This window comes from Azomonas macrocytogenes, from assembly GCF_014191985.1.
GTDB classification, from domain to species: domain Bacteria; phylum Pseudomonadota; class Gammaproteobacteria; order Pseudomonadales; family Pseudomonadaceae; genus Azomonas; species Azomonas macrocytogenes.
Genome location: NZ_JACHXI010000004.1, coordinates 244,720 through 257,710, shown reverse-complemented (window position 1 = coordinate 257,710; position 12,991 = coordinate 244,720). Strand labels below are relative to the sequence as shown.

Sequence of the window (12,991 nt, the reverse complement as noted above, 5' to 3'; positions counted from 1 at the left end):
ATGACAGGATACGTTCGAGAACACCCATGAAGCAGGATTTCACAGACTTTCATACCGAACTGAAAGCACTTGATGAGCAGTCGATCAACCCCAGTGGCAACGCTGCGCTGGAGCAAGTAGTCGACCACGGCCGACGTGATCTGCTCAAAGGCAGTCTCGCGCTTGCCGCCGTCGGCTTTCTTTCCGGCGGACCGGTAACCTACGCCAGGGCAGATACTTCGCCGCTGCTCGGCTTCTCCGGCGTACCGCTGCAGACCGCGCAAGATTTCGATCGGGTAGACATCGCCCCCGGCTATCAGGCCCGACCGTTCTTTTCCTGGGGTGATGCCGTGCTGGCCGATGCCCCGCCATGGCAGCCCGACGCCAGCGACGACTGGCAGGCGCAGCTCAAGCAATCCGGCGATAACCACGACGGCATGCACTATTTTCCATTCCCGGATGCGCCCAACGAACATGGCTTGCTGGTGATCAACCATGAGTACATCAACCCGACGCTGCACACCAACGGGCTCAATTTCGTCGACGGCAAACGACCGCTGGAGGAAGTGCGCAAGGAACAGGCGGCCCATGGCCTGAGCGTCATCGAGATTCGCAAGGATGCCCAGGGCCAGTGGCAGCGCGTCCTGCCGTCACCCTATAACCGTCGTCTTTCTGCGCTGACGCCTATCCGTATTTCCGGGCCGCTGGCTGGCCATGAGTTGATGAAAACCGCCTCCGATGCCAGCGGGTGCGAGGTGCTGGGTACGCTCAATAATTGCTCCAGCGGCATCACGCCCTGGGGTACCTATCTGATGTGCGAGGAAAACTGGCACTACTACTTTCTCAACCGCGACAACGTCGATTATGCGCAGCGCGTCTCGCACCAACGCTATGGCATTTCCAACAAGGCCAGCAGCCTGCTGTACGCCTGGGAAACTGCCGATCCGCGGTTCGATGTCACCCCGGTTGCCGATCAACCCTATGCTGGCCATGCCCAGGAACCACACCGCTTTGGCTGGGTGGTGGAGGTCGACCCGTTCGATCCGGCCAGCCAGCCGGTCAAGCGCACGGCCTTTGGTCGTTTCTGCCGCGAATGCGCGGTGCTGTCCATGGGGCAGGATGGGCGCATGGCCTATTACTCGGGTGACGATACCAAGGGCGAATATGTCTACAAATTCGTCCCGTCCGGGCGCTTCGACGCCGCCAATCCCCTGGCCAGCCGCGATCTGCTGGACGCGGGCACGCTCTATGTCGCGCGTTTCGATGCCGACGGCTCCGGCCAGTGGCTGGCGCTGGTCCATGGGCAGAACAGCCTGACCGCCGAGAACGGCTTTCCCAGCCAGGCGCACGTCCTGCTCAACGCTCGCGCCGCAGCGGATATGGCCGGCGCCACGCCGATGGATCGCCCGGAATGGGTCGCCGTGCATCCCGAGACGCGTGAGGTCTACATCAGTCTCACCAACAACGACGACCGTGGCGACAAACAGCCGGTCAACGCGGCCAACTTGCGCCCGGGCAACCTGCACGGGCATATCGTCCGCTGGAACGAGAAGGACGGTGACCCCACTGCCACCGAATTCCAGTGGGAAATCTTCCTGCTCGCCGGCGAGCACCCGGGCGCCAGAAACGCCAGTGGCCAACCGGTCCCGGCCAACCTGATCGGCACCATCGACGGCGACATCTTCTCCTCGCCTGACGGCCTGGCCTTCGACGGTGCCGGGCGCCTGTGGATCGAGACCGATGCCGAGCAAGCCCCCGAACTGATGCAAAGCATGGGCTGCAACCAACTGCTGTGCGCCGATCCAAAGACCCGCGAGGTCCGCCGCTTTCTGGTCGGTCCGCGTGGTTGCGAGATCACCGGCATCACCTGGACGCCGGATTACACCTCCATGTGGATCAACATCCAGCACCCCAAGCTGAGCTACCCGGCCAGCGACGGCAAGACGCGCCCACGCTCGACCACCGTGCTGATCACCAAAAACGACGGCGGTGTGATCGGCAACTGAGGCATGGTTCGCTGACCAAAGCCAGCGAACCTTCCGCCCGCTGCCCGGCACTGACACTGGCCCGCCATGCAAAAAAAACCCCGCTTGCGCGGGGCTTTGCAGACTGAATTTTCGCCATCCATGAGCATGCACCATCCTGGCGCCTATCCTTGCGAGATCCCTGTTGTCTGTAGCGCTTCCAGCGCATCGCTTGTCTCAACGCTGTCAGGTTAAGCGCGAACGCGACCGCGCTGTAGCAGCCAATGACCGTATTTTATGTAAGACATTGACTATTTGGTCGAGTCTGGATGCGTGTCCGGCTGACACAGGAGGCTCACTGCGTTTCCACTGCAGCGACCAGTGCAGCGATTCCTGCCTTGGCGATCTGCGCGTCATCGCTGGATTTCACGCCGGAAACCCCTACCGCGCCGACGACCTGCCCGTCGATAACCACCGGGATACCACCCTCGAGCATGCCTTGCAGCATGGGGATGGACAGGAAGGCCGTGCGGCCATTGTTGATAATCTCTTCGAAACGCTTCGATTCCCGGCGACCCAGAGCGGCACAACGTGCTTTCTCCGGGGCGACATAGGCCGTGGTTGGCGTGGCATCGTCCAGCCGCAACAGACCTAGCAGATGTCCGCCATCGTCCACCACAGCGATACTCACCGCCCACTGGTTGCCTTCGGCTTCGGCACGGGCTGCCGCCAGTATGATTTCAACATCGGTCAGGCTAAGGACAGCTTTCGTTTTCATGGACACTCCAGTTTGATTAAGGGATCGGCCCGGCTCCGGGGGCAGATCAATAGCCGAGGGAAAAATCCGCCTCGGCCATGTCCATCAGGGAATCAGCGCCGGACAGCATGGCTTCCAGGTGCGCACGGGTGCGCGGCAGGATGCGCTGGTAATAAAACCGCGCGGTCTGCAGCTTGGCTTTGTAGAAGCCTTCTTCAGCGGTGCCGGCAGCCAGTTTTCCAGCCGCGACCCGCGCCATGTCGGCCCAGAAGTAGGCCAGGCAGATATAGCCGGAATACATCAGGTAATCCACCGCAGCGGCGCCGACCTCTTCACGGTCCTGCATCGCCGCCATGCCGATCTTCATGGTGCTTTCGCCCCACTCCTTGTTCAGCCTGGCCAGCGGCTCGATGAATTCCTTGAGTACGGCATCACTTTCATTTGCCTGACAGAACTTGTGCACGACCTTGGTGAAGCCCTTGAGCAGCTCACCCTGGCTCATCAATACCTTGCGCCCCAGAAGATCCAGCGACTGGATGCCGGTGGTGCCTTCGTACAGGCAGGATATCCGGCTGTCGCGCACGTTCTGCTCCATGCCATGCTCGGCGATGTAACCATGCCCGCCGAAAACCTGCACTCCGTGGTTGGCCGCCTCGAAGCCGGTTTCAGTCATGAAGGCCTTGGCGATCGGGGTGATGAAGGCCAGCAGCGAGTCGGCCTGCTCGCACTGCGCCTCATCCTGGCTGTGCTGGACCACGTCCACCAGCTTGGCGGCATAATAGAACAGCGCCCGGTTGCCTTCGGCGAAGGCTTTCATGGTCAGCAGCATGCGCCGTACATCAGGATGCACGATGATCGGATCAGCCGGCTTATCCGGCGCTTTCGGGCCGCTCAAAGAACGCATCTGCAGACGCTCGCGGGCATAGCGGATCGCCCCCTGGAAAGCCAGTTCGGCGTGCGCCAGCCCCTGCATTGCCGTACCCAGGCGGGCAACGTTCATGAACGTGAACATGCAATTGAGGCCCTTGTTGGGCGGACCGATCAGAAATCCCGTGGCACCATCGAAGTTCAGCACACAGGTGGCATTGCCATGGATGCCCATCTTGTGTTCGAGGGAACCGCAGTTCACCGCATTGCGCTCGCCCAGCCCATCGTCGGTGCCCGGCAGGAATTTCGGCACGATGAACAAGGAAATGCCCTTGGTTCCTGCGGGCGCATCCGGCAGACGAGCCAGCACGATATGCACGATATTTTCGGCCATGTCGTGCTCACCAGCGGAAATGAAAATCTTGGTGCCCTCGATCCGGTAGCTGCCATCGGCCTGTGGCACGGCCTTGGTGCGCAACAGGCCAAGGTCGGAGCCGCAGTGCGCTTCGGTCAGACACATGGTGCCGGTCCATTGGCCAGAGACCAGCTTGCTCAGGTAAGCCGCTTTCTGTTCGGGCGTGCCATGGGCATGCAGAGTGCTCATCGCGCCATGGGACAATCCCGGATACATGCTCCAGGCCCAACTGGCCGTGGCCAGCATCTCATTGACGGTCATGGCCAGTGATTCCGGCAGCCCCTGGCCGCCATATTCCGTCTCGTGGGCGAGGCTCGGCCAGCCGCCTTCGACATATTGGCGATAGGCCTCCTTGAAACCGGTGGGCGTTGTTACGCCATCCGCGCTCCAGGTACAACCTTCAAGATCGCCAATCCGATTGAGCGGTGCGATGACGTTTTCGCAGAACTTCGCGCCCTCTTCGAGAATCGCAGAAACCACGTCCGATGTGGCCTCTGTGCAACCGGGAAGGCTCTGGTAATGCGCTGCGTAACCGAGCAGTTCGTCACGCACGAAACGAATGTCGCGCAGGGGCGTCTTGTAGTCGGGCATAGCGTTGACCTCACCGATGGATTCTTGATTCAACGCCTTTTATACCAGCCCCTGCCCTGGCATGGAGACCGCAAAGGCTCAAAATAGCCGGGAATCACCCTGGCCGAACAATGCTTCCAGCTTCAGGTGAACCGCGACCTGAGCGGGCGTTGGCGGGTCAAGATACGGTACACACCCAAGGCAAGGTGCTGGCAGGCGCTCGGCAAGGGTAACGAGATTATCGTCCAGGCGCGCCGTGCGGGGATCAACGAGATTCGCCACCCAGCCGGCCAGCGGCAAACCATCGCGCAGGATCGCTTCGGCGCTCAACAGCGCATGGTTGATGCAACCCAGGCGCACACCGACCACCAGAATCACCGGCAAATCCAGCGCGATAGCCAGATCGGCCAAGTTCGCGTTGCCGCTCAAGGGCACGCGCCAGCCGCCGGCGCCTTCGATCACGGTGAAATCCGCCTGCAGCGCCAGCACCGGCTGCACGGCTGCGGCCAGAGAGTCGGCGTGCAGCTCGATACCCACCTCGCGCGCCGCCAGATGCGGCGCAATCGCCGGGGCGAAGGCGAAAGGATTCACCTGTGCATAAGACAGCGGCAAGCTACATTCACCCAGTAAGGCCAGGGCATCGGCATTGCGCAAACCGTCATCCGTCCGTTCACAACCGGAAGCGACCGGCTTGCTGGCAGCGGTAGAAAGCCCCAGGCGGCGTGCGGCATGCAACAACCCGGCGGCGATGGTGGTTTTGCCGATCTCGGTATCGGTGCCCGTGAGAAAAAAGGCGTGCGCCATGTCAACGCTCCTTGCGCAGCAGTCCGTAGATGACCTGATAGGTGGCCGGCAAGCCGTCCGGGCAACGGTAAGTGTCATAGGCCGCGGTCAGTGCCTGAATCCGGGCGCGTCCAGCGAGCCCATCCGGACGCCCCGGATTCAGGTTACCAGCGCCCAGAACCTTGAGCTCATGGGTCAGTTGGCGCAGATCGGGAAAGAACAGCACCTCGGGCCGGCACTCCAGCGCGATCAGCTCCAGCCCGCTATCTGCGCAAAGCCGCTGGTATTCGTCGAATCCGCGAAAACGATTGACATGGGTGAAGCTGTCCACCATCCGCCAGCTATCCCGTAACTCCTGCAAGGTGCCGGCACAAAGACTACTGAAAGCCAAAACCCCGCCGGGGCGCAGCACCCGCTCCGCTTCAGCCAGCACTTCGGCGAAATCGGCGCACCATTGCAAGGCCAGGCTGGAAAAAATCAGCTCGAAACACTCGTCTTGCAACGGCAGGCATTCGGCATCGCCAGCCACGAAAGCCTGTGCGCCCCCCAAAGGAGCGGCATGGCGCAGCATACCTTCGGCGAGATCCAGTGCGAGGCCGTCTGCCAGCGGAAACCGCGCCGCCAGAAGTCGGGAAAAATGCCCGGTGCCGCTGCCAAGATCCAGCCAGCGGTGTACGTTGAGCGCATCCGGCAGACGCTGCAGCAGGTCGTTACCCACCTTGCGCTGTAGCGCAGCGACACCGTCATAGCTCGCTGCCGCACGGGAGAAAGAAGCGGCGACCTGGTGCTTTTCCGGGCGCCTCAACGCCGGCTCCCGAGAAAGTCCAGCATGAGCTGTGCGACATCGTCCGGCCGCTCCAGCGGCAGGCCGTGGCTGGCTTCGGCAACGATCTCGACCTGCGCTGCCGGCAATAGGCTGCGCAGCGCAGCGGCAGCCGCCTGCGATACCAGCACGTCGCGTTCGGCGAACACATGCAGCTGCGGGCCGGTGTACTTTTGCAAGGCATGACGATTGTCCAGCCGCTCCAGCAATTGCAGACCGGCAGCCAGGACCGCTGCCGGCTTGTTGAGCATGATGACCTGCAACTGTCGGCCAAGGGTCTTGGGATCGAAGCCGCCCCGGCTGCACAGCAGGCTGAAGCGCTTGAGGGTTTCCTCGGGGTCCAGTTCAAAAGCCCGGCAGAAATCGTTGAACACCTTGACCGGCATCGCCGTGGGCCAGCCATCGCGACTACGGAAACTGGCGTTGCTGCCCAGGGTGATCAGACCACGGCAGGCGTGCCCGCGCCGTGCCGCCAATTGCGCAGCAAGCATGCCGCCGAGCGACCAGCCGGCCAGCCAGGACGCTTCGCTCAGTCGCAGGTGCAACTCATCCAGCCAGGCATCGCCCTGCAACAGCGCCGGCAATGGGGCGATCTCCACATCCAGCCAGGGTGCCTGCTGGATCAGGCATTCACGCAGGGGGTCCAGTGCGGCCGGTTCAAAAGCCCAGCCGGGTAACAGAATCAGACGTTCACGCATCGCTATCGGCTTCCTTTGCCAGGATTGACCAGCATTCGTCCAGGCAGACAAGTAGACGTTCCATTTGCGCCTCGCTGTGCGCAGCACTGAGGGTGATCCGTAGCCGTGCGCTGCCGGCCGGCACGGTGGGTGGGCGGATCGCACCGACCAGAATACCGCGCTCGCGCAACAGGCCGGAAAGCTTCAACGTACGCTCGCTGGTGCCAATCAGGAGCGGCTGAATCGGCGTCGGACTGTCCAGCAAGGTCAGGCCGATCCCGGCTGCGCCCTGGCGAAAGCGCGCAATCAGCCGAGCCAGGTGTTCGCGCCGCCAGTGTTCGTGGCGTAGCAACTCCAGGCTTTTCAAGGTAGCACAGGCGACTGCCGGCGGCTGGCTGGTGGTATAGATGTAGGGGCGGGCGAACTGGATCAGCGTCTCGACCAGTTCTTCACTGCCGGCCACGAAGGCACCAGCGGTGCCGAACGCCTTGCCCAAGGTGCCGACCAGTACCGGCACCGCATCCAGCCCCAGGCCGAAGTGCTCGACGATACCCCCACCGTGCGCACCCAGCGGGCCGAAGCCATGGGCATCATCCACCATTACCCAGGCGTTCTTTCTGCGAGCTTCGGCGCAGAGTGCCGGCAGGTCGGCCAGATCGCCATCCATACTGAATACGCCATCAGTGACGACCAGGGTAGCGCCCGTGGCTTTTTCCAGCCGCCCGGCCAGACTGGCCGCATCGTTGTGCAGATAACGGGAAAACCGCGCCTCACTGAGCAACCCGGCATCCAGCAGAGAAGCATGGTTGAGGCGATCCTCCAGCACCGTATCGCCCTGGCCGACCAGCGCGGTGACGGCAGCGAGATTGGCCATGTAGCCGGTGGAAAACAGCAGCGCGCGTGGTCGGCCGGTGAAATCGGCCAGCGCCGCCTCCAATTCATGGTGAGGCGTACTGTGGCCGCAGACCAGGTGCGAAGCACCACCGCCGACACCCCAGCGTGCCGCGCCCTGGCGCAGGGCGCGGATCACCTCGGGATGATTGGCCAGGCCCAGGTAGTCATTGGAGCAGAAAGCCAGCAGGTGTTGGCCATCCACCGTCACTTCCGGCCCTTGCGGGCTCTCCAGCAATGGGCGCTGGCGATAGAGATGTTCGGCGTGGCGGGTGGCGAGACGGACAGCAAGATCGAAAGACATGATATCGGGCACACTCAAAGCGTGGATGACCAGCAGTAGGTCATCCACGCGACACAATCAAACCTGATGCTGGGTGGATGAACGCTGCTCATCCACCTGCGGTAATCAAACAGCCGCGTTATAAAACAATTTCGAATCGCGCTGCTCACGCAGTGCATGTTCGATGGCCGCCTGATGCACTTCGTCGTCGTGTCCGGCGCGCTCCTCCGGCTTGATGCCAAGACGTTTGAGCAAGGCCAGGTCTTTGTCCGCCTGCGGGTTGCCGGTGGTCAGCAACTTCTCGCCGTAGAAGATGGAGTTGGCGCCAGCGAAGAAGGCCAGTGCCTGCATTTGCTCGCTCATCTGCTCGCGTCCGGCGGAAAGACGCACATGGGAGTTGGGCATCATGATCCGCGCCACCGCCAGGGTACGGATGAAGTCGAACGGATCGACCTCTTCAGCTTCAGCCAGCGGGGTGCCCTTGACCTTGACCAGCATGTTGATCGGCACGCTCTCCGGATGCTCGGGCAGGTTGGCCAGTTCGATCAAAAGGCCCGCGCGGTCATCGGCCGATTCGCCCATGCCGAGGATACCGCCGGAACAGATCTTCATGCCCGCCTCGCGCACATGGGCCAGGGTTTCCAGGCGCTCGGCGTAGGTGCGGGTGGTGATGATGTTGCCGTAGAACTCCGGCGAGGTGTCCAGGTTATGGTTGTAGTAGTCCAGCCCGGCCTGGGCCAGCGCCTGGGTCTGCTCGCGGGACAGCTTGCCGAGGGTCATGCAGGTTTCCAGGCCCAGCGCCTTCACGCCTTTGACCATTTCCAGCACGTAGGGCATATCCCTGGCCGACGGATGCTTCCAGGCTGCGCCCATGCAGAAGCGTGTGGAGCCGATGGCCTTGGCCGCCGCTGCGGCTTCGAGTACCTGCTGCACCTCCATCAGTTTCTGCTTTTCCAGCTCGGTATCGTAGTGTCCCGATTGCGGGCAGTATTTGCAGTCCTCCGGACAGGCACCGGTCTTGATCGACAGCAGCGTGGAAACCTGCACGCGATTGGGATCGAAATGCCGGCGATGGACCGTCTGCGCCTGGAACAGCAGATCGTTGAACGGCTGCGCGAAGAGCGCTTGCACTTCGGCAAGAGTCCAGTCGTGACGCAGGGAAGAAACGGCAATGGCGCTCATGGGCATTCCTTGGGCTGGTACGCAGTGCGGTGACATATTCGGAGAGGATGGGCAAGAATGGTCAACTAATCCTCCAAACACTGTCAACCAGGAAAGGAATCATGGTTTACAAGTGGTTAAAAAAAGAACAGACCTGTCTACTCTGTGACGAGCCCAGCGACTCTCAGCCCATCTGCTCCGCTTGCGAACTCGAACTGCCCTGGCTTGGCGCTCATTGCCGGATCTGCGCCCTGCCCCTGCCGGTCACTGGCCAGATCTGCGGCGAATGCCTGAAACGCCTACCGACCTTCGACCACGTGCAAGCCCCCTGGCGCTTCGCCTTTCCGGTCGACAGCCTGATCGGCCGCTTCAAGCACCGGGCCGACTGGCCCAGCGGCCGCATCCTCGCCGAACAACTGCAACAGCACCTCGAACATGCTTACGGTGAAGGACTGACGCGCCCGGAAATGTTGCTGCCGGTCCCCTTGTCGCGCCAGCGCCTGCGGCAGCGCGGCTTCAACCAGGCCGGAATGCTGGCCGACTGGCTGGCCCGCATGCTGGGTATTCCCTGCAACCCGCACCTGCTGCGGCGCACCCGGGAAACCCCGGCCCAGCAGCAACTGGACGCCGTAGCCCGGCGCCGCAATCTACGCCAGGTCTTTGCCCTGCTTCCCGGCCACACGCTGGAAAACCGGCACATCGCCGTGGTGGACGATGTGCTCACCACCGGTGCCACTGCCGAGGCCATTGCCCGCGTACTCAAGCAGGCCGGTGCGCAACGAGTGGATGTCTATTGCCTGGCGCGTACCCCCAAGCCTGGAGATTGAGCAGCTTCAGGCTTCAGGCTTCAGGCTTCAGGCTTCAGGCTTCAGGCTTCAGGATAGACTGTAGAACCAACCATCCGGAGCCAACCATGAGCCATCCCTTCGACGCCCTTACGCCCGATCTGGTCCTGGATGCAGTGGAAAGCCTTGGCCACCTGAGCGACGCCCGCGTGCTGGCACTGAACAGCTACGAGAATCGCGTCTACCAGGTCGGCATCGAGGACAGCCAACCCCTGATCGCCAAATTCTATCGCCCGCAACGCTGGTCGGATGCGGCAATCCGCGAAGAGCACGCCTTCACCCTGGAGCTGGCCGGACACGAAGTGCCAGTCATCGCACCACTGGTGCAGGAGGGTGAAACCCTCTTCGAGCACGCAAGCTTTCGCTTCGCCCTGTTCCCCCGGCGCGGCGGCCGTGCACCGGAGCCGGACAACCTGGACCAGATGTTTCGCTTCGGCCAGTTGCTGGGGCGCCTGCATGCCATCGGCGCAAGCCAGCCATTCAGGCATCGAGAACAGCTCGGCGTACAGAATTTCGGTCACGCTTCGCTGGCCACTCTGCTCGACGGTGGCTTCGTGCCGCAAAGCCTGCGCCCGGCCTACGAGTCGGTGGCCAGGCACCTGCTGGAGCGCGTCGAGACGGCCTTCGCCAGCACGCCGTTTGCCTCGATCCGCCTGCACGGTGATTGCCATCCGGGCAATATTCTCAGCCGCGACGAGCAACTGCTGCTGGTCGATCTGGACGACTGCCGCAGCGGCCCGGCCATGCAGGATCTGTGGATGATGCTGGCGGGTTCGCGGCAGGAACGGCTCGCCCAGTTGGCCGAGCTGGTGGAGGGTTATCAGGAATTCTTCGATTTCGATGCCCGCCAGTTGCGCCTGATCGAACCACTGCGTGCTCTGCGCCTGCTGCATTACAGTGCCTGGCTGGCACGGCGCTGGGACGACCCGGCCTTCCCGCAGAGCTTTCCCTGGTTCGGTAGCGAGCGCTATTGGGGCGACCAGATCCTGACCCTGCGCGAGCAAATGGCCGCACTGGACGAAGAACCGTTGCGGCTCTTTTAGCCAAATTTGGGCGAAAAGGCGCAAATTCGACTTTTTCGCCCAGCTTTCAGCTCCGTTACCGGCTTTTTTGCTCTTCGATCAACCAATCCAGCCGCCAGTTGCCCTGGCTCTGGGCCAACTGCCCGGCCAGCCAGGGCAACAGCGATTCCAGTTCATCCTCCAGGCCCCACGGCGGATTGGCGATGACCAGACCCGAACCGTTCAGACGTTCGGCTGCGTCGGCCGGATGCACCAGCAGCTCGGCGCGCAATAGCTTGGGTGCGCCGGAGCGGGCCAGATCCTGATAGAACCGCTTGAGCTGGCGCTCGTCCTTGATCGGGTACCAGATGACCGCGATGGTCTGGCGCATACGACCGATGGCCTCCTGCAAGGCTTGCACACAACGCGACAATTCATCGGCCTGCTCGAACGGCGGGTCGATCAGTAGAACCACGCGCTTTTCGGCAGTCGGCAACAAGGCTCGCGGCACTTGCCAACCTTCGCCGAGATGCACGGCAACGCGCGGATCGCCGCGCATGTTGTCCTTGAGCAGCGCGCCATCCTCCGGGTGCTTCTCGTTCAGGTGCAGGCGGTCCTGCGGGCGTGCCAGACGGCGCGCCAATTCGGGCGAGCCAGGGTAATAGCGCAACCGGCCATCCGGATTAAATGCCCGCACGGCATTCAGGTAGTCGGTCAACAACGCCGGTGCGGCGTCTGCCTGCCAGAGCCGGTCGATACCTTGCAGCCATTCCCCGGTACGGCTGGCCTGCGTGCCGGCCAGATCATAGAGCCCGGTACCGGCATGGCTGTCGAGATAGGCATAGGGCGCGTCCTTGCGCGCCAGCAGGGCCAATATCCGCGACAGGACCAGGTGCTTGAGGACATCGGCATGGTTACCAGCATGAAAGGCGTGGCGATAGTTCATCGTAAGACTCCTGGAAGGCCGCGCATTTTAGCCGTTAGCAGCCCGCGCAAGCGATTGCAGCGGTCGGCCCAGCAATTCGCGCAGATGTTCCAGGGCCGGATGGGCCGGGACATCGTGTCGGCGCATCAACAAAGTGGGCGCCGCGGCAAGATCGCTTTCAATCGCTCGGGAAACGACTAGCCGCCCGCGTGGATGCGCCTCCAGCAGGCTGCGCGGCAGCAAGCCAATCCCCATGCCGACGGCAATACCGCCAAGGATTGCGTCGATCGAACCATAGCTTTGCCGAGCCTTGACCTTCAATTCGTGGCGCTCGCTCCAGCGCTCCAGACGCTCGCGATAATGGCAGCCAGAGGGGAAACCGAGCAGGGTCAGCGGCTCGCGCAGCAGGGTTTCCACTACCGCGCCGGCCGGCGTGACCAGCATCAGTTCTTCATGCCAGATCGTTTCGCTGTGCAATTGCGGATGCTCGCAAGGACCGCCGACCAATGCAGCATCCAGCCGACCGGCCAGCACCTCGTCGAGCAGATGCCGGCTGGTACCGGTAATCAGGCTGAGGCTGACGTTCGGTGCATCGCGATGGAACGCCGCCAACACTTCCGGCAGGCGCACCGCCGCCGTGGCTTCCATCGAACCAAAGCGCAACTCGCCGGCCCAGCCATCGTCCTGGACACTGCGCCAGGCCGCCTGGCAGAGCAGCTCCAACTGCTGGGCGTGCGGCAACAACCGTTCCCCCGCTGGCGTCAAGCTCAGCCGCTGCGCCCCACGCTGCAAGAGCGCGACGCCCAGTTGCGTTTCGAGTTGCCGCAGCCGCGCCGAGACATTCGACGGTACGCAATGCAGTTGCCTGGCAGCCTCGCTCAGGGAGCCGGCCCGGCTGACCGCGAGAAAATAGCGTAGCAACTGCGGATTGAGGCGTTGCCAGGAGGAAATGGACAACTTATTCACTCATAGTGAAAGCAAGGTTCATTATTTTTCATTACTGGTCACATACAGGCAACGGCTAAGGTTGGATCAAGCCCTCAAACGGAC

12 protein-coding genes are annotated in these 12,991 nt (G+C 62.4%); 3 read left to right on the top strand and 9 right to left on the bottom strand.

What is annotated here, in order from left to right:
* Positions 1-26 precede the first annotated feature (26 nt).
* A complete protein-coding gene (locus tag FHR87_RS06495) occupies positions 27-1,985 on the top strand; it encodes a PhoX family protein (RefSeq protein ID WP_183165897.1) in 1,959 nt (652 codons plus the stop codon).
* A gap of 313 nt (positions 1,986-2,298) precedes the next feature.
* On the opposite strand, the gene FHR87_RS06490 is transcribed toward FHR87_RS06495, so the two are convergent.
* The 7 genes from FHR87_RS06490 to bioB form a co-directional block, all read right to left on the bottom strand.
* Entirely contained in the window at positions 2,299-2,721 is a 423-nt protein-coding gene (locus tag FHR87_RS06490) for a heme-binding protein (RefSeq protein ID WP_183165896.1), read from the bottom strand.
* Between the two features lie 46 nt (positions 2,722-2,767).
* Entirely contained in the window at positions 2,768-4,573 is a 1,806-nt protein-coding gene (locus FHR87_RS06485; RefSeq protein WP_183165926.1) for an acyl-CoA dehydrogenase C-terminal domain-containing protein, read from the bottom strand.
* A gap of 78 nt (positions 4,574-4,651) precedes the next feature.
* Positions 4,652-5,356 (bottom strand): dethiobiotin synthase, encoded by a 705-nt coding sequence (gene bioD / locus FHR87_RS06480; protein ID WP_183165895.1) that lies wholly within the window; start codon positions 5,354-5,356, stop codon positions 4,652-4,654.
* 1 nt (position 5,357) lies between these two features.
* Positions 5,358-6,140, bottom strand: coding sequence for a malonyl-ACP O-methyltransferase BioC (gene bioC / locus FHR87_RS06475; protein WP_183165894.1), 783 nt, complete (start codon positions 6,138-6,140; stop codon positions 5,358-5,360).
* Positions 6,137-6,856 (bottom strand): alpha/beta fold hydrolase, encoded by a 720-nt coding sequence (locus FHR87_RS06470; protein ID WP_183165893.1) that lies wholly within the window; start codon positions 6,854-6,856, stop codon positions 6,137-6,139. Before FHR87_RS06470 ends, bioC begins: the two co-directional genes overlap by 4 nt.
* Positions 6,849-8,030 (bottom strand): 8-amino-7-oxononanoate synthase, encoded by a 1,182-nt coding sequence (gene bioF / locus FHR87_RS06465; RefSeq protein ID WP_183165925.1) that lies wholly within the window; start codon positions 8,028-8,030, stop codon positions 6,849-6,851. The genes FHR87_RS06470 and bioF overlap by 8 nt, the downstream gene beginning before the upstream one ends.
* A 105-nt stretch (positions 8,031-8,135) precedes the next feature.
* Positions 8,136-9,191, bottom strand: a complete 1,056-nt coding sequence (gene bioB / locus FHR87_RS06460; RefSeq protein ID WP_183165892.1) for a biotin synthase BioB — start codon at positions 9,189-9,191, stop codon at positions 8,136-8,138.
* 101 nt (positions 9,192-9,292) lie between these two features.
* Here bioB and FHR87_RS06455 point away from each other — a divergent pair, with 101 nt between their 5' ends.
* Complete coding sequence (locus FHR87_RS06455) at positions 9,293-9,997, top strand: ComF family protein (protein ID WP_183165891.1); 705 nt, start codon at positions 9,293-9,295, stop codon at positions 9,995-9,997.
* 86 nt (positions 9,998-10,083) lie between these two features.
* Positions 10,084-11,058, top strand: coding sequence for a serine/threonine protein kinase (locus FHR87_RS06450; protein WP_183165890.1), 975 nt, complete (start codon positions 10,084-10,086; stop codon positions 11,056-11,058).
* Between the two features lie 55 nt (positions 11,059-11,113).
* Here the strand turns inward: FHR87_RS06450 and FHR87_RS06445 are convergent, their stop codons facing one another.
* Together FHR87_RS06445 and FHR87_RS06440 are read right to left on the bottom strand one after the other, a co-directional pair.
* On the bottom strand, positions 11,114-11,962 hold the full coding sequence (locus tag FHR87_RS06445) for a 23S rRNA (adenine(2030)-N(6))-methyltransferase RlmJ (protein WP_183165889.1): 849 nt from the start codon (positions 11,960-11,962) through the stop codon (positions 11,114-11,116).
* Positions 11,963-11,989: 27 nt separating this feature from the next.
* Positions 11,990-12,898, bottom strand: a complete 909-nt coding sequence (locus FHR87_RS06440) for a LysR family transcriptional regulator (protein WP_221189746.1) — start codon at positions 12,896-12,898, stop codon at positions 11,990-11,992.
* Positions 12,899-12,991: the final 93 nt, after the last annotated feature.